Below are 23186 nucleotides of genomic sequence, written 5' to 3' on the forward strand. Positions count from 1 at the left end.
TATAGAAATGGCAAAATATTCAAGAATTGAAGTAGCGCAGCAAATGAAAGATAACGGAATGGTTCCGCTATTTTTTCATTCGGATATTGAAATCAGTAAAAAGGTACTAAAAGCCTGTTATGATGGTGGTTCCCGTTTAATGGAATTTACCAGCAGAGGCGATTTTGCCCACGAAGTTTTTGGTGCTTTAAACAAATATGCTTTGGCAGAATTACCGGGAATGATTCTGGGAGTTGGTTCTGTTACAGATGCTGCTTCGGCATCATTATACATGAGTTTGGGTGCCAATTTTATTGTAACTCCGGTTTTTAGAGAAGATATTGCAATTGCCTGTAATCGTCGTAAAGTATTGTGGTCGCCAGGCTGCGGAACACTTTCTGAGATTGCAAGAGCCGAAGAATTAGGCTGCGAAATTGTAAAATTATTCCCTGCTGATATTTACGGACCAGAGTTTATTAAAGCTATAAAAGGACCTTGCCCGTGGACGAATATTATGCCAACAGGAGGTGTTTATCCAACGGTTGAAAGTTTGTCTTCCTGGTTAAATGCAGGAGCAACTTGTGTTGGATTGGGTTCGCAATTAATTTCGAAAGATATATTAGATAACAATGATTATGACGGACTGAAAACAAAAGTGAGTCAGGTTCTTGAGATCATCCAAAATATTAAAAATAAATAAGGAGTAATCATACCGATTCCTTATTTGAATTGCAGTTTTTTTTAGATTTTAACGTTTTGTAATTGAGCATTACGCTTGCTAAATACAGCTTGTCACTCCTCACAGCAAATTGTATTTTACTCTTACAAGTGTAATGTTTCTTTTACAATTAAAAAAACTTCTTATAAAAGCAATAAGGTATTTATCGTGGTTATTTATAACACTTTAAGAATTTAAAATGAAACAGTTAAACAGAAAAAATACAGGATTAGAAAAATTAAATCCAATTAAGGTTGTTCAGTTTGGAGAAGGTAATTTTTTAAGAGCTTTTGTTGATTACGCTTTTCACAAACTAAATAAAGAAGTTGATTTTAATGCTGGTATTGCAATGGTTCAGCCTTTGAAAGACGGTATGGTGCACCTGATTAATGATCAGGATGGTCTTTATACTTTGTTTATGAACGGAATTAAAAAGGGCGAAAAAATACAAGATATTGAGTTAATCACTAATATTGTAAAAGCAATAAATCCGTATACCGAATTTGCAGATTATTTAGCTTTAGCGAAAGAAGAAGAACTTCAGTTTATTGTTTCAAATACTACTGAAGCCGGTATTGAATTCATTGAAAGTGATACTCCGGATATGAAGCCGCCAGTTTCATTTCCTGCAAAGCTGACTGTTTTATTGTATGAAAGATTCAAGCATTTCAATGGAGATGCTTCTAAAGCAGTAACGATCATTCCTTGCGAATTGATTGATTATAACTCAGAAACGCTGAAAAAATATATTTTGCAATATGTTGATTTATGGAAATTAGAGGATGCATTTAAAACTTGGGTATCAGATGCTTGTACGTATCACAGTACTTTGGTTGACAGAATTGTTCCTGGATATCCAAGAGCTGAAATTGAAGAATACAATAATAAATTAGATTATCAGGACAATTTAATTGTTGCTGCAGAACCTTTCTTTCTTTGGGCTATTGAAGGTGGTGAGGATTTAAAAGCAAAATTGCCTTTTCATAAAACGAATTTGAATGTAAAAATCGTTGATGATATACGTCCTTTTAAAATGATTAAAGTTCGTATTTTAAACGGTGCGCACACTGCAATGGTTCCTTTTTCACTTTTGTATGGTAACAAATTAGTGATGGAAACTGTTAACGGAGATTTTACCGGAAAATTTGTAGACGGCGTTATTGGTGAAATTAGTGAAACGCTTGATATGGACAAAAATGAAATTACGGCTTATTCTGAGGAAGTAATGGACCGATTTAAAAATCCATTTATCAAACATGCATTGGCTGATATTGCATTAAATTCGATTTCAAAATTCAAAGTAAGAGTTTTGCCTAGTTTATTAGGATATTATAATGCTAACAAAAAATTGCCTGTTAATTTGACTTTTTCATTAGCGAGTTTAATTCAATTCTATAAAGGAACATGGAATAGCGAAACATTGCCTGTAAAAGATTCTCCAGAGATAGTTGAAGCATTTAAAAATGCATGGCAATTGGGATCTGCAGATTTAGTTGTTGCTAAAATATTAGCTAACACAGAATTCTGGGGTGAAGATTTAACTAAAATCAATGGTTTACCTGAAGCTTTAGTATTGGCCTTGAATGAGATTGAAGAAAACGGAATAGAAAAAGGATTTGCTAATTTTAGCAAACAATATTAATTAGATTACACGTACTTTTAAAAAATAACAATCATGCAAAAGAAATTAATAAAAGTAAACCCTTCAGATAATGTAGCAGTTGCATTAGTGAATTTGGTTGCTGGTGAAGTAATCAACTTTGAGGGACAAGATATTACAATTGTATCTGATGTGAAAATGAAACATAAAATCGCCATGCATACTTTTGAAGTAGGTGAGCGTATTATTATGTATGGTGTTTTGGTTGGAAAAGCAAGTGCCAGAATTGAAAAAGGAGGTTTACTTTCTACAGAAAATGTAAAACATGAAAGTGATAAAGTAACAGGTAAAACCGAAACGATTGGATGGAATTCTCCAAATATTGACAAATGGAAAGATAGAACGTGGCAGGGCTATCATAGAGAAGATGGTCAGGTTGGAACTGAGAATGTTTGGTTGTTTTTCCCGTTAGTTTTTTGTGAAAACAGAAATATCGAAATCCTAAAAGATATTTTCGAGAAGGAATTAATGAAACCTAAAGAAAACGATTATCAGTTGTTACTTCGTTCTTTGGTAAAAACAGAAACAGGCGGAACTGGTAATGAAGCAGCTTCTAACGATGCTAATTTATTCAATAACATTGAAGTAAAATTTATCACGCATCAGGGTGGTTGTGGAGGAATTCGTCAGGATTCGCATAGTCTGGCTAAATTATTGGCCGGATATGTAAATAATCCAAACGTTGCCGGAGCTACAGTTTTGAGTTTAGGATGTCAGAATCTTCAAATTCAAATCTTCAAAGATGCGTTGGATGCTATTAATCCAAACAGTAAAAAACCAGTTTTGATTTACGATCAACAACAAATTGGTACAATTGAAACCATGTTGAGCAGTGTTGTAAAAGATACTTTTGAAGCTATTAAAATAGCTAACGATATAAAAAGAGAGCCTGCGCCATTGTCTAAATTAAGAATTGGTTTAGAGTGTGGTGGTTCTGACGGATTCTCTGGAATTTCTGCAAACCCAACTTTGGGAGTGTTATCTGATCATTTAGTTGCTTTAGGAGGAACTACAATTCTTTCTGAATTCCCTGAACTTTGTGGAGTAGAGCAGGAATTGGTAAACCGTTGTGTAGATGATAAGGATGGAAAACGTTTCTTAGACTTAATGCAATGGTACGAAAAAACAGTTGTAGATGCAGGTTCAGGATTTGACATGAATCCATCTCCGGGTAACATCAAAGACGGTTTGATTACAGATGCAATGAAATCTGCTGGTGCTGCTAAAAAAGGAGGGACTTCACCAATTACAGGTGTTTTCGATTATGGAGAATATATTAATGAACCAGGCTTTACATTGTTATGTACGCCAGGAAACGATGTAGAATGTACGACTGCAATGGTAGGTTCTGGAGCAAATATGGTGTTGTTTACAACAGGTTTAGGAACTCCAACAGGAAACCCGATTGCACCGGTTGTTAAGATTTCATCTAATACTGAATTGGCTAAAAAGATGTCAGATATTATCGATATTGACACCGGAGGAATCATCACAGGTGAAAAATCAATTGATGAAATGGCAGACGAAATGCTTGAATTTATTATTGATGTAGCCAGTGGTACTGTTAAAACCAAAGCTGCAATCTTAAATCAAAACGACTTTATTCCTTGGAAAAGAGGAGTTTCACTTTAATAGAAGTTAACTATATAAAAAAAGCTCACTAAACAGTGAGCTTTTTTGTTTTTTTACCATTAAGAAATTAAGAAATTTAAGCTTTGGGTCTGTTGTAACTTAAAATTTTACCATTAAGATATTAAGAAAATAAAGACTAGCTTAATAAACTTAATTTATCATTAAGGAATAAACTTTGAGCTTAATGAAACTTAATATCTTAATGGTTAAAATAATAAATAGACAATAGTTTATATGTTATGAAGTTGTTCTTGAAGATGATTTACGAATGTGTAATTCTGGTGCTAAAACTACCTTTTTTTCAATTTTAATAGTCTCGGTTTTGTCTACTTGTTCAAGGAAAACGCGTGCTGACATTTTTCCCATTTCAAGTGGCGACTGATCTACCGAAGTTATTGATAATTCCATAAATTTAGTAAAAGGTTCATTACTGAAACCTGCTACACAAAACTCTTTTGGGATACTGATATTTCTCTCTTTTAATTCCTGAATAGCTCCTAAAGCTGCAAAATCACTCGAAGAAAATATAGCGTCTGGTCTGGTTTGAAGTTGTAGTAAAGTATCAACGGCTTCTTTTCCTGCATCAACACTACTTTTTACAGGAATAACAAGTTCTTCCTTAAAAATCATTCCATTATCCAATAAAGCTTGTTTGTACCCTAAAAACCTGTTTTTGAAAATTTCAAGTGACTGATCTCCAGATAAATGAGCAATACATCTGCAGCCCTCATTAATAAGATGCTTAGTTGCCATATAACCGCCTTTAAAGTCATTAATGGTTACAGAACTTACTCCGTCAATATGTTTACTTCTATCAAAAAAGATCAACGGAACATTTTTTTCTAATACATTATGAAAAGCACCATCATTTTCGGTTGTAACCGCAGTTACAGACATTAGTATTCCATCAACCTGAGCGTCTATTAAGGTATAGAGGTTTTCGTTTTCTCTTTTGGAATCTTCATGAGTTTGACATATAATTACCTGATAACCATGAGGATGAAGCTCTTCTTCAATACCACGAATTACCGAAGCAAAAAAGTTACTATCTATACGAGGAACAATTACACCAATGTTATTGCTGCGACCACTTTTTAAAGCCAGCGCCAATTTGTTCTGCTTATAGTTCATTGAGGCTGCGGTTTTTATAACCAGTTCGCGCGTACTCTCTTTTATCTTAGGGTTATTGTTTAACGCTCTTGAAACCGTAGCTGCAGTGATATTTAGCTTTTTTGCAATATCATAGATGGTTATTTTTTCGCTCATTCAAAAATAGTTTTTGATTAATTTACAGACAAAAATACATTTTTTTTAGATATTCTAATATAAATTGTTATCGATTACCATAATTTATATCTAAAACGTTTTCTGTTCTACAATGATAATAAATTATGTCTTTTTTTACGCAATGTGTAAATAAAATTAGTAATAAAAATTAAATATATAATTTTTTTCTAAATAAATTTGGTGCATCCATTGTAATTTTCTATTTTCGTGTAATCGATTACATGAATATTGTGTTTTAATTGAATAGAATAATAAATTACCGCGTAAATGACTACAAATAAGCTTATAACGTTTAAATCGATTGCCTTTTTCATTGTAATTATTTCATTGGTTTTATCCTGTGGCAAGCAAGTTTCTACTATTTCAGAGGCAAATCCATGGAAAAAAATGGATTTAATTGTAAAAAGTATTCCTGAAACTCACTTTTCGGACAAAACGTATAACATAAATGATTTTGGTGCTATTGCTGATGGAAAGACCTTAAATACAGCAGCTTTTGCAAAAGCAATCAAAGCTTGTGCTGAAAATGGCGGAGGAAAAGTAATTGTGCCAAATGGGAAGTATTTAACGGGGGCAATACATTTAGAAAGTAATGTGAATTTACATTTAGATAATCAGGCCGAAATTCTTTTTAGTACAAATCCAAAAGATTATCCAATAGTTCACACTTCTTGGGAAGGAACAGAATTAATGAATTATTCTCCTCTTATATATGCAAAAAATAAAACCAATGTTGCCATAACCGGAAAAGGTACTTTAAACGGTCAGGCTAACAGCACAAATTGGTGGGTTTGGTCTGGCGGAAAAAGTTACGGCTGGCAAAAAGGAATTCCGTCACAAAATGATCCCACAAATCGTGAGGTTTTAGTAGATATGGCCGAAAAAAATGTTCCTGTTGCGGAAAGAGTTTTTGGTGAAGGACGTTATTTACGCCCGAATTTTATCGAATTCTTTGAATGTAATACGGTTCTTGTAAAAGATATTACCGTAATAAATGCTCCTTTCTGGATTCTTCATCCTTTAAAATCAAACAATATTATTATTGATGGCGTAACGGTAAACAGCCATGGACCAAATAATGACGGCTGTGATCCTGAATATTCTCAAAACATCATTATCAAAAACTGCACTTTTAATACCGGAGATGACTGTATTGCCATCAAAGCAGGACGAGATGCCGATGGAAGAAGAGTTGCAATACCAAGTAAAAATATCATTGTTCAAAACTGTAAAATGATTGATGGTCACGGTGGAGTTGTAATTGGCAGTGAAATTTCTGCAGGAGTAAATAATGTTTTTGTTGAAAACTGCGTAATGGACAGTCCAAATCTTGACAGGGCAATCCGCATTAAAACCAATTCAAAAAGAGGAGGGGTTATTGAAGATGTGTATGTTCGAAATCTTGAGATTGGAACCGTAAAGGAATGCGTTTTAAAATTAAACATGTTTTATAATGTATATGGCTCGCAGACTGGAAACTTTATACCAGTTATCAGAAATATATCTCTTGAAAATATTAATGTAAAAAATGGTGGTAAATATAGTGTTAGGGCAGAAGGTTATGCAGAATCACCGGTGGAAAATATTACATTAAAAAATGTTGTAATTAAAAAAGTAGATTCGATTTATCTATTAAAAAATGTAAAGAACATCAATTTTATTAATACCTATATCAATGACAAAAAAGTAGAATCAAGTAAAAACTTTTAAAAGAAAACTAACAATTTTTAACCAATAAACCAAACTATGAAGATTAAACAAATTTTAAAGAAAAACTTAAAATGCAATCTTGTATTTTTATTTTTCCTGAATTTTCTGTTGAGTGCTACGATGAGCGCTCAATCGACTGTAATTGAAGGGAAAATTACAGATGCATCAGGATTATCCTTACCAGGGGTAAATATTCAGGAAAAAGGAACTAAAAACGGAACTTCAACAGATTTTGAAGGAAGTTTTAAAATGAATGTTACTAATAATAAAGCCACTCTAGTTATTAGTTATTTAGGCTTTCAAACGCAGGAAGTTAGTATTGTGGGGAAAAGCAAAGTAAATGTGAGTCTTGCAGAAGCATCAAACTCACTAAATGAAGTTGTTGTTGTAGGATATGGATCTGTAAAAAAGACAGACCTTACAGGTTCTGTAAGTACGATAAGTGCAGCAACTATTACAGAAAGAAATACAATAAACCCTTTAGAAGCAATTCAGGGAAGTACTCCAGGGGTTCAAATTTCATCTAGTTCAGGACGTGCCGGCGACGGATTTAAAGTTGTAATTAGAGGAAATAATTCATTAGTATCTGATTCAAGTAATCCAAAAGTGGTTGGTTCAACTCCTTTATATGTAGTGGATGGTGTGCCAATGGACGGAATTGACTTTTTAAATCCACAGGATATCGCCAGAATGGACGTTTTGAAAGATGCGTCTTCGGCTGCAATTTATGGTTCAAGAGGATCTAATGGGGTTATCATCGTAACAACTAAAAGCGGTACAAGTGCCAAAGCTGGTATTAGTGTCACTTTTGATACTTCATACGGAACTAAAACGGCTGCAAGATTACCAGAAATGATGTCTGGAGCAGAATGGTGGAAATTTCACCAAACAGCTTATATGAGCGCAACACCTGCGACTCAAACTCCGGCACAATTGGCGGCTTTAGCAGGAAATCAAAGTCCATTATTAGTTTCAAGAGCAAATAGTGGTTATAATTTTGACTGGTATGATGCGGTACTTAAATCAGGAATGACCGAGAATAATTATTTAAACATTTCAGGACGTTCAGAGTCTGGTTTAAGTTATAATTTAGGTTTTGGTATTCAGTCAGATAAAGGACTTATCGATAATGATTCAACAGATAAATATTCTTTTAAACTTGGCTTAAATCATAAAATCAACGATAAATTTTCTACAGGAGCAAATATTACAATAGCTCGTATCGATTCACAATTAGGTAGTGATTTGGCTATGCAGGATGCTTTTAGATTAAGTCCGCTTATGTCTCCTTGGGCTATTGATGCTGCAGGAAATGAATTAGTAGGAACACAGTTTTTTCTACCTGGAAAGTTAACTTATCCTGACGGATCATGGGCTATCAATAAAACGAGTACAGTAAACCCATTAGTAGAAATTGCTAATTCATCTCAGGAAGAAAATACATGGCAGACTGTAGGAAATGTTTATTTTCAATATCAGCCAATTAAGTGGTTTTCATTCAAAACAACATTTGCTGCGGGAATTATGGATACCGAAAAAGGTGCTGCTTATGGAGCTCAATCTAATGCAGGTGTTACTTTAAATGGTAAGAATTCATCTTCTCTTGAAAATTTAAATAACTTTAATTACACTTGGGATAATCAAATTGATTTGAAACATACTTTTAATCAAGTACACGATTTTAGTTTGCTATTATTACAAAGTTTGTATTCTAATGTAGATAAAAGTTCTTACTTATATTCTAATACACAGCCTTTTGATACCGGAACAGATAATATTGGTTCAGGAGTTCAGTCAAGTTATGTGGTAAGATCGGCTTATGCTAAAAACTCACTAAGCTCTTATGCAGTACGTTTAAACTATACTTTTAGAGATAAATATTTATTAACAGCATCAAATAGATGGGATGGTTCATCTGTATTGGCAGAAGGAGCAAAATGGGAAAGTTTTCCATCAGTTGCTTTAGGATGGAAAATTAGCAAAGAACCATTTTTAGAAAATAATGCTACAATCTCAGACTTAAAATTGAGAGCGAGTTTAGGTTATACAGGAAACGATAACGTTGCGCCATATACCTCACAAGCTTTATTAAATCAGCAAACATTTTATGCTAGTGGTAATACTGTAGTTCCGGGCTGGCAATCAGAAACTCTTGCAAATCCTTTATTAGGCTGGGAAAAAACAAGAGAGGTTAACTTAGGTCTTGATTTTGGTTTCTTAAGAAACAGAATAACAGGTAGTGTAGATGTTTACGACAGATTATCTGACGATTTGATTTACAAACAGCAATTACCGGCAGAATCTGGTTGGAAAAACACCTATTCAAACGTTGGATCTGTTAGTAATAAAGGTATAGAAGTGCTATTAACAACTAAGAATATTAAAACAAATATGGTTAGTTGGGAAACTACTTTTACATTTACTAAAAACGTAAACAAATTAGAGTCAATTTACAATCAGGATAAAGTAAGTGATATTGGAAATAATTTGATTTTAGGATCACCTCTAAATCCTAATTACAATTATGTTTATGATGGTGTTTGGCAAGAGAGCGAAGCTGCTCAGGCTACTTCTTATGGAATGGCTCCTGGTCAGGCAAGACCAAAAGATTTAAACGGAGACGGTAAATTTAATCAGGATGACAGAACGGTAATTGGTAATCCAAATCCGGAATGGCAGGGAAGTTTCTATTCTCGTTTAAATGTAGGTCAGTTTGATTTCAATTTCTCAGTAATTACAAGTCAGGGACAAACGGTACTAAGTACTTTTCACCAAAATTTTGCTGACGTAAGTGATAGAGGTCGTCAAAAAATTAAAATGGATTATTTCATACCAACAAATGGTACAGGTATAGAAGCAAATGCTAATAATGAAAATCCTAGACCGGGTCCTGTTGCGACTGGTGCAGGTGCTTACTGGACATCATTATTTGGATATTACAGAGATGCATCTTATGTTAAAATTAAAAATATATCTCTAGGTTACACTTTCAATTCAGATTTACTTAAAAAATTAAAGATGAGTAATTTTAGAATTTATGTAAATGTTTTAGACCCATTTGTATTCACAGATTTTGATGGATATGATCCAGAGTGGGCTGGTTCACCTTTTGGTGTAAATCGTCCTGCATCTGTTACTACACAATTGGGACTAAGTGTTAAATTTTAATAAGATATAAAATGAAAAAAATAATATTAATTTTAGGAATAATTGTTACTGTTTTTGCTTCATGCAGTGATTATATTGAAGAAAACAGTGAATCTTTTGTACCTGCTGATGAGACTTATAAAACATCCTCAGGTTTTCAATTGCTGGTAAATTCAAACTATGCGTGGCTTAAAGGAATTTATGGAGGTAATCCGTGGTTATTTGAATCAGGAACTGACATGTATGCAGAAGGAAGAACTCCTGAGCCAGCAGGTTTAAGTCAATATACTTTATTAATTCCTTCATCGAGTAATGTAGATGAATTGTATAATTCTTGTTATCAATTAATTCAGTCTGTAAATAAAACTATTTATTATTCTACAGTAACTGAGCAAACATCAAATTTAAATACTCTTGTTGGAGAGGCTAGATTTTTGAGAGCCAATGCTTATTTTTTATTGGTTCAGTCGTACGGAGGTGTTTCAATTGCTAATGAACATGTTACTGTTCCAATATTGTCATTTCAAAGAAATACAGCTGAGGAAGTTTATACTCAAATCATTACAGATCTGGATGCTGCATTGGCAAGTGTAGGTACAGGAACTTACAGTACAACCGGCAGAGTAAATAAAAGAGCTGTAAACGATTTATTAGCAAAAGTATACCTAACAAGAGGATACGAAACTTTTGGTAAAGCTGATGATTTTGCTAAAGCTGCAGCTTATGCTGATGCTGCAATTGCAGGACAAGCTCTAAATCTGGCTTTTGACCAATTGTTTAAACCAGGAAATGACTTGAATGCAGAAACTATTTTCTCTGTTCAATACGATAAAAATTCAACTAGTACAGATCCTACAAAATTAGGAAATAATCAGTTTTATTATTTTAGTTCTTATTTAGGAGGTGCTGAGACCGGAGCTCCGTTAAGAAGTTATAATTTATGTCCAACAGATTATGCTTTAGGATTATATGAAAAAGGAGATAAAAGATGGGAAGCTACTTTTATGACAGAAATTCTTGAAGAAACTACAACAGGCTCTGACGGTAAACCAAAAACAACTCTTTATTATCCTTACTACAGAAGTACAAATCCAACCGCTTTAAAAGTGAGACATTTTTATGAGCCAAAATGGTTTACTCCTGCAGACAAATTAGCTTGGGATACTGCAAATGCTTCAAGAAAAGCATCGACTTTTGTTTATCATCCTTGGGGAGAATATTCTGCAGCACACACTTTAATTAAAAATTTAGATTGTTATACTATTCCTGTTAAGAAATTTGACGATCCGGATCCAACTACACCATCAAGTACAGGTCCTGTAAGTACAAGAGATATTATTGTTTCAAGACTTGGAGAAACCTATTTAATTGCTGCCGAAGCTTATTTAAAAGCAGGAGTTCCTTCTACAGGTTTAGACCGTTTAAATGAAGTGAGAAGAAGAGCCGGTGTTGCCAATGCTACAATCGGAGAATTTAATATCGATTATGTTTTAGATGAAAGAGGTAGAGAATTACTTGGAGAATACAAACGTTGGTTTGATTTGAAACGTACAGGAACTCTTGTTGCAAGAGCTTCTGCACACAATTATAAAATAAAAGCAGCAAATTTTGTTGGGGTAGACGGAGCACTTAAAATTTTAAGACCTATACCACAAACTGCATTAGATTTAAATCAAAATAAAGATTTTCCTCAAAATCCAGGTTATTAGTAATTTGATAATTTTTTTGAGATTTTAGTTTTTTGAAGAAGTTAAAAAGGAGTTTGATATTATTTCAAACTCCTTTCTTAACTGTTAATGGATTTTTCAGATGAAAAAAAAGCTTTTTATTATATTATTGATTTCTAATGCCATTTTTGCTCAAAGCAATTATAGCATTGATACTTCATATACCTTAAAAAGTACTTATAATAAATTAATCAAAAAATATCCTTTTATCACAATTCCGCAGGAAAAGAATAATACCGATGTGGCTGAAAGTGAGGAAGTTATTTATCAGCAGCGAAAAGATAGAACATTACATTTAGATGCTTTTTATTTTAAGAAGCAAAAATCAAATCCGGCAGTAATCATGATTCATGGTGGAGGCTGGAGATCAGGAAATAAAAATCAGATGCATGATTTGGCAAAAGAAATAGCTTCAAAAGGCTATTCTTGTTTTGCTATCGAATACAGATTATCATTAGAAGCAAAATATCCGGAAGGAGTTTATGATGTAAAAAATGCGATTAAATTTATAAAAGATAATGCACGAAAATTTAATGTAGATCCAAACAAAATTGCGGTTTTAGGTTGCTCTTCGGGAGGACAAATGGCAGCTTTGATTGGTACAACAAATGAAAATTCGGGTTTTGAAGAAGCTGCTTTCAAAAGTAAATCTTCTTCAAAAGTAAATGCAATTATTAATGTAGATGGCGTTTTAGCTTTTAGGCATCCACAATCTTCAGAAGGTAAAATGGCATCTTTTTGGCTGGGAGGTTCGTATGATGAAAAACCGGAGAACTGGAAAAATGCTTCGGCTTTAAGCCATACAGACAAAAATACACCGCCAATACTATTTATTAATAGCAGTTTTGAAAGATTTCATGCTGGCAGAGATGATATGATTGCAATTTTAAATCAGCACAAAATTTATAGTGAAGTTAAAACAATTCAGGATTCACCGCATTCTTTTTGGTTTTTTGAACCCTGGTTTACTGAAACCATTACTTATACAACGCAATTTTTAGACAAAATATTTAAATAACACTACAAATAAAATGAAAACAAAAATCGCAGGCACAGCTTTAGTTTTATTTGGTGTTATAAACGTAAATTACAGAAAAAGCGTAATTGTTTTGCTACTAATCTTTGGCAGTAAAATGGTGGCGCAGACTAATGAAAATAAAGCTCTTGCTGATAATCTTAAATGGTCGGAAAGAACAGCATTGACTATTCTTAACAAATATCCAAAAGCATGGCAGATCGACGGAACTGAAAAACCAAAATGGGATTATAAAATGAGTTTGGTTTTAACTGCTTTTGAAAAATTATATCAAAAAACAAACGATAAAAAGTATTTCAATTATATAAAAGAATATGCCGATGAAATGATCGATAGTTCCGGAAATATTAAAAAATATGATCTTAAAGAATACAATATCGATTATGTAAATCCGGGAAAATTGCTTTTTAATTTATATGACGAAACAAAAGATAATCGTTATTTAAAAGTAATTCAACAATTAAGAACACAGCTTGAAACACAACCCAGAACGGCTAGCGGCGGATTTTGGCACAAACAAATTTATCCGAACCAAATGTGGATTGACGGCTTGTACATGGCAGAACCTTTTTATACGGAATACACGGTTATCTATGAAAACGGAAAAGCATTAGATGATGTTGCGAAACAATTTGAATTGGTTCAAAATCATTTGGTTGATAAAAAAACAGGTTTAGTATATCAGGCCTGGGATGAAAGCAAACAAATTGGCTGGGCAAATCCCGAAACAGGAACGTCGCCAACTATTTGGGGACGCGGCATTGGCTGGTACATGATGGCATTGGTAGAAACATTAGATTATTATCCTAAAACAAATCCAAATTATAAAGTTCTGGTAGGATATTTGAATCAAATTTCAAAAAACGTACTTAAATATAAAAGTGAATCTGGTTTGTGGTATCAGGTTACTGATAAACCGGAATTGAAAGACAATTTTCTGGAATCTTCTTCTTCGGCCATGATTATTTATAGTTTGGCTAAAGGTGCAGATAAAGGATATCTAGCTCCAAACTATAAAAAGATCGCACAAAAATCATTTGATACTTTTGTAAAAGAGTTTGTCAAAAAAGAAGAAAATGGAGAAGTGGTTATTTCAAACGTTTCATCTAATGTTGGTTTAGGCGGAAAGCCTTTTCGTGATGGAACAAACGAATATTATATCAAAAGTAAAACGAAAGATAATAGTTCGCCTGCTTTAGCCGCATTTTTGCTAAGTGCAACTCAATTGAATAAATAATAATTTAAGCTTCTTCAAGATGATAAAGAATAGAAATAAAAATTATTTGGCACTAATAATACTGACTTGTGTTTTGCTATTTGCAAATGGTAAAATCATTGCGCAGGAATCTTCAAAAATTATTATTTCTAAGGATTTAAAATGGTCAGAGCGAATGGCACTTTCGATCATGAAACGTGCTCCAATTGCATGGCAGGTAGACAATAACGAAAGAACGAAATGGGATTATAAAATTGGTTTATTAATGACCTCTTTTGAAAAACTTCATAAAAAAACGAACAATCCAGTTTATGCAGATTATATAAAAGGTTATGCCGAAACGGTTATTAATAGTTCAGGAGAAATTCTGAATTATAAATTGGAAGATTATAATATAGATAATATCAACGCAGGAAAAATGCTTTTTGATTTGTATTCCAGAACAAAAGATAATCGTTATCTTACTGCTTTGCAAACCTTAAGAAAACAATTAGAGACGCATCCGAGAACCAATTCGGGTGGATTTTGGCATAAAAAAATATATCCGTACCAAATGTGGCTTGATGGTTTGTATATGGGCGCACCATTTTACGCACAATACACCACAACATTCGATAACGGAAAAGATTTAGACGATGTTGCCAAACAATTTGAACAAGTTCATTTACATACGATTGATAAAAAAACAGGTTTATTATTTCATGCCTGGGATGAAAGCAAACAAATGCCCTGGGCAAATAAAGAAACAGGAACTTCGCCAAATTTTTGGTCAAGATCAATAGGCTGGTACATGATGGCTTTGGTTGATGTTTTGGATTATATGCCAAAGGAGCATCCAAAAAGAAAAGAGTTGATTGGATATTTAAACGAAATATCGACAGCCGTTGCAAAATATCAGGATACTTCTGGATTATGGTTTCAGGTTACGGATGCCGGAAAAAAGGAAGGAAATTATCTGGAAGCATCAGGATCTGAAATGTTTGTTTATGCTTTTGCAAAAGGAGTAAACAAAGGTTATTTGCCTGAAAAATATAAAAAACTAGCTGTAAAAGGTTTTGACGGAATTGTAAAAAATCTCATAAAAGTTGATGAAGATGGCGAAATACACATTACACAAGTTTGCGCCAGTGCAGGTTTAGGCGGAAATCCGTATCGTGACGGATCTTATGAATATTATATTAAAGAGAAAATAAAAACAGATAATTCTCACGGATTAGGGCCTTTTATTTTAGCTGCAGTTGAATTAGAAAAATAGTAGAATTTAAATATATTTTAAAATGAAAAATAATAGAAAGCAAGGTTATTTTGTGTCGGTTTTATTAGTTTGCGCCATGGCTTTTACAAGTTGTAAAGTGATTTCGCAGGAACCTTCAAAAAAGGAAATAGTTATTTCTAAAGATTTAAAATGGTCTGATAAAATGGCTCTAACATTGATGAAACGTCACCCCGAAGCTTATATGATTGACGATTCTAAAAAACCGAAATGGGACTATGTTCATGCCCTGGTTTTGCATTCTATAGAAGAGCTAAACAAAAAAAATCCTGATCCTCGTTACAAAGCTTACATAAGAGGTTATGTAGATGAATTGGTACAAGCTGACGGAACTATTAAAACCTATGAATTTGATAAATACAATATCGATTTGGTGGTACCGGGACGTTTGCTTTTTGATATTTATGCCGAATCAAAAGAAGATAAATATTTGAAAGCTTTACAATTAGTACGTAAACAATTGGCAGAACAGCCAAGAACTGCAAGCGGTGGATTTTGGCACAAACAAATTTATCCAAACCAAATGTGGCTGGACGGTTTGTATATGGGAGAACCATTTTATGCACAATACACGGCTACTTTTGAAGGAGGAAAAAGTTTTGATGATATAGCAAAACAATTTGAATTGATTCAACTACACGCAACAGATCCAAAAACAGGTTTATTATACCACGGTTGGGATGAAAGCAAACAAATGCCATGGGCGAATAAAGAAACAGGAAATTCGCCAAACTTTTGGTCAAGAGCTTTAGGCTGGTATATGATGGCTTTGGTTGACGTTCTGGATTATATGCCGAAAGATCATCCAAAACAAAAAGAATTGGTAAAGTATTTAAATAATGCTTCGGTAGCTTTGGAGAAATTTCAGGATAAAAAATCAGGTTTATGGTATCAGGTTACGGATAAAGGCGGAGAAAAAGGAAATTACCTTGAAGCTTCGGGATCTTCGATGTTTGCTTATGCTTTTGCAAAAGGAGCAAACAAGGGATATTTGCCTGCAAAATACAAAAAACTGGCGAACAAAGCTTTTGATGGTCTGACTAAAGTCTTAATTAAAAAAGTCGACGAAGATGGAGGAATTACATTGACAAATTGTTGTCAGGTTGCAGGTTTAGGTGGTACTCCGTACAGAGATGGTTCTTATGATTATTATGTAAACGAAAGAAAAAAAGACAACGATCCTAAAGCAACTGGTCCTTTTATTTTAGCTGCTTTAGAGTTGAATAGATAGTTTGTTATGAATTATGAATTATGAATTATGAGTAACACGTAACGACAAAGGGTCAAGAATAAAGATAAAGTTGTGTCATTTCGACGAAGGAGAAATCACATCTAGAGAGCAACGAACCGAAAATCCGTTATGTGGTTTCTCGTTCCTCGAAATGACAAAATCTAATTATTGAATTATTTTTAATTGCCAAAGAATGAAAAATATGAAAATCATTTTTCTATTATTATCGGTTTTTTCCATACAAGAGAATTTTGCTCAGGTTTGGGTGCCGGATAATGGAGATGGAACGTATACGAACCCAATAATTCATGCTGATTATTCAGATCCGGATGCCGTTAGGGTAGGTGATGATTTTTATATGACGGCATCGTCTTTTAATTGTATTCCGGGATTACCCATTTTACATTCTAAAGATTTAGTAAACTGGAAAATTATTGGCTATGCTTTAACCAAACAAATTCCAACCGAAACATTTGATAAAGTGCAGCATGGCAACGGCGTTTGGGCACCAAGTATAACTTTTCATAACAATGAATTTTATATTTATTACCCCGATCCTGATTTTGGAATTTATATGATAAAAGCCAAAAAAGCAGAAGGCCCATGGTCTGAACCTATTTTGGTAAAAGCAGGTTCCGGATTAATAGATCCTAGTCCGTTATGGGATGATGACGGAAAAAATTATCTCGTTCATGCCTTTGCGGGCAGTCGTGCAAAAATTAAAAGTTTGATTGTAGTTTGCACCATGAATACGGAAGGAACGGTTGCGAATAATGATGAAGTTATGGTCATTGACGGGCATGAAAGCGAAGGAACTATTGAAGGACCAAAGTTTTATAAAAGAAACAATTATTATTACATTTTTGCCCCGGCAGGAGGAGTTCCTACAGGATGGCAAACCATTTTAAGATCTAAAAATGTTTTTGGACCTTATGAAACGAAAAAAGTATTAGAGCAGGGTAAAACCAATATAAACGGACCACATCAGGGTGCTTGGGTTCAAACGCAAACGGGCGAGGATTGGTTTATACATTTTCAGGATAAAGGTGCTTATGGAAGAATTGTGCATCTTCAGCCTATGAAATGGGAAAATGACTGGCCGGTAATGGGACAGGATTTTGACAAAAATGGAATAGGAGAACCGGTTACGACTTATAAGAAACCAAATGTTGGAAAGAAATATCCAATAGAAACTCCTGCAGAATCGGATGAGTTTAATTTGCCAAAATTAGGTTTGCAATGGCAATGGCAGGCAAATGCCCAGATAAACTGGGGTTTTCCGACAAGTTTAGGATATCTGAATTTGTTTTGTGTACCAACCATAAAAGAGAGTAATAAAATATTTGAAGCACCAAATTTATTGCTGCAAAAGTTTCCTGCAGAAGAATTTACAACGACAACAAAACTGACTTTTAATGCACGCTTAAACGGCGAATCGACAGGTCTTTTGATAATGGGGTTAGATTACAGTTACTTATGTCTTAAAAATGATAATGGGAAATTATATATGAATCAGAAAACGGGAACTTTTGATAAAAAAGTTTCTGAAACAGAAACGGTTCCTGTTTTAATAAAAAACAATACCATTTACCTGCGTGTGAAAGTGAAAAAAGGCGGTATTTGCAGTTTTTTCTATAGTTTAGATGATAAAAAATATGAAGCCATTGGAACCGATTTTACATCAAAAGAAGGGAAATGGATTGGTGCCAAAGTTGGACTTTTTGCCTTGAGCGAAAAAGTGACAAACGATTCAGGAAATGTTGCAGTCGATTGGTTTAGAATTACTAAATAAAATAAAAATGATTCAATTAAATAAAACAATATTGGTTTTTCTGTTTGTTGTTAGTTTAGGCTTAAATGCCCAAAACACGTATAAAAACTGGCCGGATGTTATTCGCAAAAACGATGCAGCATGGTTTGCCTCAGCAGAAGCGAAAACTATTGCGGAAAATGTATTGCTTTACCAGCGAAATATTGGCGGATGGCCAAAAAATATCCAAATGCAAAATGCGCTTACTGAAACAGAAAAACAAAAACTGATTGAGCTGAAAAGTGATTTGCATGAAATAACAACTGATAACGGTGCAACATGTCAGGAAATGCTTTTTATGTCTAAAATGTATGCTCAGGTTAAGGATGAACGATATAAAGAATCGTTCTTAAAAGGGCTGAATTATTTGCTTGAAGCACAGTATGATAATGGTGGATGGCCACAGTTTTTTCCATTAAAAAAAGGATATTACACGCACATTACGTACAATGATAATTCGATGGTAAATATTTTGAATATTATGAAAGAAATCAGCGAAGAGTCTGATTATTACAGCATAAAACCATCAAAAGAAATTGTCGGAAAAACTAAAAAATCATTTGATAAAGGAATAGATTGTATTTTAAAAACACAATACAAACAAAATGGTGTTTTAACAGGCTGGTGCGCGCAACATGACGAAGTTACTTTGGCTCCTGCCAATGCCAGAGCTTTTGAATTGGTATCGTTAAGCGGATTTGAATCGGCAAAAATTGTGTTGCTTTTAATGTCAATTGAAAAACCTTCACCTGAAATTATTACTTCTATTAAAAGCGCTCACGATTGGTTTGAAAAAACGAAAATCACGAATCTGGAAGAAAAAAGAGTGCTAAATGATGCGGGAAAAATCATAGATAAAAAGATGATTCCCACTACAAATGCAGCACCAATTTGGGCAAGATTTATGGATTTGGAAACCAATGAACCTTTCTTTTGTGACCGTGACGGAATCAGAAAAAAATCTTTGGATCAAATTGGGTCTGAAAGACGAAATGGTTACGCCTGGTATTCTGATGCACCAAAAGAAGTATTGAAAAAATATTCGGCCTGGGCCATTAAAAACGGTGTAAAAGTTTCTTCTGTGGAAACTTCTTCAAAAAAAAAAGATAATTTCATAACCGTTGCACAAGATGGTTCTGGCGATTTTACTAAAATTCAGGATGCGATAAACGCAAGTCCTTCTTTTCCTTATGAAAAAGTAATCATAAATATAAAAAACGGAACTTATAATGAAAAAGTGCGTATTCCTGAGTGGAATACGCATTTGACATTATTGGGAGAAAGCAAAGAAAACACGATTATTGCTTTTGACGATAACTTTAAGAAAATTAATTTAGGTCGAAATAGTACTTTTTATACGCCTACTGTTTTGGTAGAAGGCGATGATTTTTCGGCATCAAACTTAACCATTAAAAATACTTCGGGAGATAATGGACAGGCAATTGCGTTGTCAGTTGTGGCGAATCGTGCGCAAGTTTCAAATTGTACTATTTTAGGAAATCAGGACACTTTATACTTATCAGGAAAAGAATCAAAACAGTATTTTAAGGATTGTTATATCGAAGGTACAACCGATTTTATTTTTGGAGGTGCTACTGTTTTATTCGAAAATTGTGAAATTAGAAGCATCAAAAGTTCGTATGTTACGGCTGCTTCAACGCCCGAGGGAATTCCGTTTGGATTTGTTTTTAAGAATTGTAAACTCACTGCAAATCCAGAAGCGACGACCGTTTATCTGGGAAGACCCTGGAGAATTTATGCTAAAACGGTTTTTATAAATTGCGATTTAGGAAAACATATTAAACCCGAAGGCTGGGAAAACTGGTCTAAACCCGATGCTGAAAAAAATGCTTTTTATGCAGAATACAATTGTAAAGGCGAAGGTTTTCAGCCTAAAAGCAGGGTGTCATGGTCGCATCAGCTTACTAAAAAAGAAGCTGAAAAATATACAATCGAAAACATTTTAAAAGATTCGATTGCTAATTGGTATTCGAAATAAAAATAAGCCCGCGGATTGTGCGGATTAAAAGGGCTTACGCTGATTTTTCATCACTGAATTTAGAAAATAAACCTGCGGAAACCCGTTTAATCCGTTAAAACTCGTGAACAATATATTAAATAATAAATATGAATTTAAAGTATTTTATCTTTCTGTTGATTTGCATAAGTTCATTTGCACAGAATAGTGAATTTCCAACTGCAAAAGTTGATTCAATTGTAAACAGAATTCAATTACCTGTTTTTCCTGCGTATCAAATAAATATTGCAAAATTGGGAGCGAAAGGTGATTCTGTAACAAATAATAAAGCTGCATTTGACAAAGCCATGGCATTGTGTAAAAAGAACAATGGCGGTACGATTATAGTGCCTAAAGGAATTTATAAGATCAACGGGCCAATTCACTTTGTAAGCAATGTTAATCTTAAAATTGAAAAAGGGGCAAAAATTAAGTTTAGCGATAATCCTCAGGATTATTTACCAATGGTTTTAACGAGTTGGGAAGGCACCATTTTGTACAATTACAGCCCGTTGATTTATGCTTATGAATGCAATAATATCGCTATAACCGGCGAAGGAACAATTGATGGAGAAGGAGGCAAAACCTGGAAAACTTTTAAGGCTAAAGAAGCAAAGGGAAAAGATTTGAGTCGCGAGATGAATCATAATAATGCTGCTTTACAAGACAGGAAGTTTGGTGAAGGTTATTTTTTACGACCGCAAATGATTCAGTTTTTTAAGTGCAAAAATATTTTGGTTGAGAACGTCCGTATAGAGAATTCACCATTTTGGTGTTTACATCTTTTAAAATCTGAAAGCATTACAGTTCGCGGAATAAGTTATAAATCGTTGAATTATAATAACGATGGTATTGATCCTGAATATGCTAAAGACGTTTTGATCGAAAATGTAACGTTTGATAATGGTGATGATAATGTTGCCATAAAAGCCGGTAGAGATCATGAAGGAAGAGTAAATTCTGCCACGCCAAGCCAGAATATTGTAATCAGGAATTGTAACTTTAAAGGACTTCATGGCGTTGTTTTAGGCAGCGAAATGTCAGCAGGAATTCAGAATGTGTATGTTGAAAATTGTAAAACGGTCGGATATTTAAAACGCGGAATTTATATTAAAACAAATGCAGATCGCGGTGGTTTTATAAAAAATATTTTTGTTCGTAATATACAATTAGACGAGGTAGAAGATTGTTTGTACATGACAGCTAATTATCATGGAGAAGGTCACGGCTACCAATCGGATATTTCAAATATTCATTTTTCGAATATTACGTGCAATAAAGCATCAGAATCCGGGATTGTAATTCAGGGATTTCCGGAGAAAAAAATCCGAAATATATCTTTGAAGAATATTGAAATTAAATCTGCTAAAAATGCCATTTCAAATGAAAATGCTGAAAATGTTTTAATGACTGATGTTTTTATTGGCAAGAGAGCGACTGTTCCTTCTGCGGCAAAATAGTTTTTTAGAGGTTCAAAGGGACAAACGTTCAAAGTTGCAGAGGTTTTTATTGACTTACTTAAAAGTGTCTAATATCCAAATAATACAAAACAATGAAATATAAATTAATAATAATCTGTTTAATATCGACTATTTGTTTTGCGCAAAAAACAACTGTTTATACTATTGGCGATTCTACAATGGCAAACAAAAAAGACCCGGATCGTAATCCGGAGCATGGATGGGCGCAGGTTTTACAGCCTTTTTTTAAAGATAATATTGTTATCGAAAATAAAGCTGTAAATGGCAGAAGTACTAAAAGTTTTATTAATGAAAAACGCTGGGATTCTATTTATAAAAGGTTAAAAAAAGGAGATTATGTTTTTATTGAATTTGGACATAATGATGAAAAAATAGAAGACTCTACAAGGTATACAAATCCGCATACTAGCTATAGATATAATTTAATTAAGTTTGTAAAAGAGAGCAGAGAAAAAGGAGCCATTCCAGTATTACTGACTTCTATCGCCAGACGCAATTTTAATCAAAAAGGAGTTTTAGTGCCTACACATGGCGAATACCCTTTGGAAACCAGATTAGTAGCACAGGAATATAAAGTGCCTTTTATTGATTTGGGATACCTTACCGAATTATTGGAGCAGTCTTATGGACCTGAAAAATCAAAACAATTACATTTGCATTTTAAAGCTGGTGAAAACGCTTATTATGATAAGGATAAGGCCGATGATACACATCTTTCTTTATTAGGTGCGACGAAAATTGCTCAAATTGTTGTAGATCAAATTAAAACAATACAAGATTCGTCTTTGGAAAAACTCAAAATAGGAATTAAATAATTTTGTAACCTTAATTTTTAGTTTTAAAGTGAAGATGTTATGCTTAAAACAGACAAAAAGAATGTCTTAATTTATTATAGCAATAATTTTTAGGTCTAGTAACAATTTGAATTTATTTAGAGATTTGCAATTCTAAATATTGACGGGTTTTCAAATATTTTAGTAATTTTCGAAAAATGAGAGAACTTGGGCTCTCATTTTTTTTTGGTGGTTAGTTTATTTTTTTATTTAAAATATTAAAAAATAATATTTTAAATTTTTTAAAGGAGAAGACTTTGTCTTCTCCTTTTTTGTTTCTTATTGCTCATGTTAAGATGAATATGTGTATTTATTTTTCTATAACTAAATCATTTCTTTAAAATGATTATGTAGTAAATGATTATGATAACTAAAAAATAATATAGAATAATTATAAGTTTTTATTTATGAATAAAAACTTAATATTTT

The 23186-nt window shown here is 33.4% G+C and carries 15 protein-coding genes; 14 read left to right on the forward strand and 1 reads right to left on the reverse strand.

All coding sequences use genetic code 11. The features are described 5' to 3' along the window. The first annotated feature begins 7 nt into the window (after window positions 1–7). The 3 genes from AC4FQ3_RS18490 (at window position 8) to AC4FQ3_RS18500 (ending at window position 3989) form a co-directional block, all read left to right on the forward strand. Window positions 8–679, forward strand: coding sequence for a bifunctional 4-hydroxy-2-oxoglutarate aldolase/2-dehydro-3-deoxy-phosphogluconate aldolase (locus tag AC4FQ3_RS18490; protein ID WP_491182822.1), 672 nt, complete (start codon window positions 8–10; stop codon window positions 677–679). A gap of 217 nt (window positions 680–896) precedes the next feature. Further along, window positions 897–2339, forward strand: a complete 1443-nt coding sequence (locus tag AC4FQ3_RS18495; protein ID WP_491182823.1) for a tagaturonate reductase — start codon at window positions 897–899, stop codon at window positions 2337–2339. Between the two features lie 33 nt (window positions 2340–2372). Further along, window positions 2373–3989: a UxaA family hydrolase gene (locus tag AC4FQ3_RS18500; RefSeq protein ID WP_042566533.1), complete on the forward strand. Its 1617-nt coding sequence runs from the start codon at window positions 2373–2375 to the stop codon at window positions 3987–3989. Between the two features lie 237 nt (window positions 3990–4226). Here AC4FQ3_RS18500 and AC4FQ3_RS18505 read toward each other — a convergent pair whose 3' ends face one another. Then, window positions 4227–5255, reverse strand: coding sequence for a LacI family DNA-binding transcriptional regulator (locus AC4FQ3_RS18505; RefSeq protein ID WP_073398060.1), 1029 nt, complete (start codon window positions 5253–5255; stop codon window positions 4227–4229). 288 nt (window positions 5256–5543) lie between these two features. Between AC4FQ3_RS18505 and AC4FQ3_RS18510 the strand changes: the two genes are divergently transcribed. From AC4FQ3_RS18510 to AC4FQ3_RS18560, 11 genes are all read left to right on the forward strand, one after another. Continuing rightward, window positions 5544–6986: a glycoside hydrolase family 28 protein gene (locus AC4FQ3_RS18510; RefSeq protein ID WP_491182824.1), complete on the forward strand. Its 1443-nt coding sequence runs from the start codon at window positions 5544–5546 to the stop codon at window positions 6984–6986. Between the two features lie 36 nt (window positions 6987–7022). Then, window positions 7023–10154, forward strand: a complete 3132-nt coding sequence (locus AC4FQ3_RS18515) for a SusC/RagA family TonB-linked outer membrane protein (RefSeq protein ID WP_491182825.1) — start codon at window positions 7023–7025, stop codon at window positions 10152–10154. Window positions 10155–10165: 11 nt separating this feature from the next. Further along, window positions 10166–11842, forward strand: coding sequence for a RagB/SusD family nutrient uptake outer membrane protein (locus tag AC4FQ3_RS18520; RefSeq protein WP_491182826.1), 1677 nt, complete (start codon window positions 10166–10168; stop codon window positions 11840–11842). 100 nt (window positions 11843–11942) lie between these two features. Further along, window positions 11943–12878 carry an alpha/beta hydrolase fold domain-containing protein gene (locus AC4FQ3_RS18525; RefSeq protein ID WP_491182827.1) on the forward strand — a complete coding sequence of 312 codons (936 nt, stop codon included), beginning with the start codon at window positions 11943–11945 and terminating at the stop codon, window positions 12876–12878. A gap of 13 nt (window positions 12879–12891) precedes the next feature. Next, window positions 12892–14133, forward strand: a complete 1242-nt coding sequence (locus AC4FQ3_RS18530; RefSeq protein ID WP_491182828.1) for a glycoside hydrolase family 88/105 protein — start codon at window positions 12892–12894, stop codon at window positions 14131–14133. A 19-nt stretch (window positions 14134–14152) separates the two neighbouring features. Beyond that, on the forward strand, window positions 14153–15367 hold the full coding sequence (locus AC4FQ3_RS18535) for a glycoside hydrolase family 88/105 protein (protein ID WP_491182829.1): 1215 nt from the start codon (window positions 14153–14155) through the stop codon (window positions 15365–15367). Between the two features lie 22 nt (window positions 15368–15389). Beyond that, window positions 15390–16616 (forward strand): glycoside hydrolase family 88/105 protein, encoded by a 1227-nt coding sequence (locus tag AC4FQ3_RS18540; RefSeq protein ID WP_491182830.1) that lies wholly within the window; start codon window positions 15390–15392, stop codon window positions 16614–16616. Between the two features lie 193 nt (window positions 16617–16809). Continuing rightward, window positions 16810–18408, forward strand: a complete 1599-nt coding sequence (locus AC4FQ3_RS18545) for a glycoside hydrolase family 43 protein (protein WP_491182831.1) — start codon at window positions 16810–16812, stop codon at window positions 18406–18408. 7 nt (window positions 18409–18415) lie between these two features. Then, the gene (pelA, locus tag AC4FQ3_RS18550; RefSeq protein WP_491182832.1) at window positions 18416–20425 is read left to right on the forward strand and encodes a pectate lyase; all 2010 of its coding nucleotides are present in this window, start codon (window positions 18416–18418) and stop codon (window positions 20423–20425) included. A 128-nt stretch (window positions 20426–20553) separates the two neighbouring features. Beyond that, the gene (locus tag AC4FQ3_RS18555) at window positions 20554–21903 is read left to right on the forward strand and encodes a glycoside hydrolase family 28 protein (protein ID WP_491182833.1); all 1350 of its coding nucleotides are present in this window, start codon (window positions 20554–20556) and stop codon (window positions 21901–21903) included. Between the two features lie 92 nt (window positions 21904–21995). After that, window positions 21996–22739, forward strand: a complete 744-nt coding sequence (locus AC4FQ3_RS18560) for a rhamnogalacturonan acetylesterase (RefSeq protein ID WP_491182834.1) — start codon at window positions 21996–21998, stop codon at window positions 22737–22739. The last annotated feature ends 447 nt before the right edge of the window (window positions 22740–23186 follow it).

Source organism: Flavobacterium sp. AK-345 (genome assembly GCF_058310175.1).

Bases quoted from the DNA above. Each gene is read 5' to 3' on its own strand.
- AC4FQ3_RS18500 (WP_042566533.1), top strand. From the start codon at position 2,373: ATGCAAAAGAAATTAATAAAAGTAAACCCTTCAGATAATGTAGCAGTT.
- AC4FQ3_RS18545 (WP_491182831.1), top strand. From the start codon at position 16,810: ATGAAAAATATGAAAATCATTTTTCTATTATTATCGGTTTTTTCCATA.
- AC4FQ3_RS18490 (WP_491182822.1), top strand. From the start codon at position 8: ATGGCAAAATATTCAAGAATTGAAGTAGCGCAGCAAATGAAAGATAAC.
- AC4FQ3_RS18540 (WP_491182830.1), top strand. From the start codon at position 15,390: ATGAAAAATAATAGAAAGCAAGGTTATTTTGTGTCGGTTTTATTAGTT.
- AC4FQ3_RS18560 (WP_491182834.1), top strand. From the start codon at position 21,996: ATGAAATATAAATTAATAATAATCTGTTTAATATCGACTATTTGTTTT.
- AC4FQ3_RS18520 (WP_491182826.1), top strand. From the start codon at position 10,166: ATGAAAAAAATAATATTAATTTTAGGAATAATTGTTACTGTTTTTGCT.
- AC4FQ3_RS18535 (WP_491182829.1), top strand. From the start codon at position 14,153: ATGATAAAGAATAGAAATAAAAATTATTTGGCACTAATAATACTGACT.
- AC4FQ3_RS18525 (WP_491182827.1), top strand. From the start codon at position 11,943: ATGAAAAAAAAGCTTTTTATTATATTATTGATTTCTAATGCCATTTTT.
- AC4FQ3_RS18510 (WP_491182824.1), top strand. From the start codon at position 5,544: ATGACTACAAATAAGCTTATAACGTTTAAATCGATTGCCTTTTTCATT.
- AC4FQ3_RS18515 (WP_491182825.1), top strand. From the start codon at position 7,023: ATGAAGATTAAACAAATTTTAAAGAAAAACTTAAAATGCAATCTTGTA.
- pelA (WP_491182832.1), top strand. From the start codon at position 18,416: ATGATTCAATTAAATAAAACAATATTGGTTTTTCTGTTTGTTGTTAGT.
- AC4FQ3_RS18505 (WP_073398060.1), bottom strand. From the start codon at position 5,255: ATGAGCGAAAAAATAACCATCTATGATATTGCAAAAAAGCTAAATATC.
- AC4FQ3_RS18530 (WP_491182828.1), top strand. From the start codon at position 12,892: ATGAAAACAAAAATCGCAGGCACAGCTTTAGTTTTATTTGGTGTTATA.
- AC4FQ3_RS18495 (WP_491182823.1), top strand. From the start codon at position 897: ATGAAACAGTTAAACAGAAAAAATACAGGATTAGAAAAATTAAATCCA.
- AC4FQ3_RS18555 (WP_491182833.1), top strand. From the start codon at position 20,554: ATGAATTTAAAGTATTTTATCTTTCTGTTGATTTGCATAAGTTCATTT.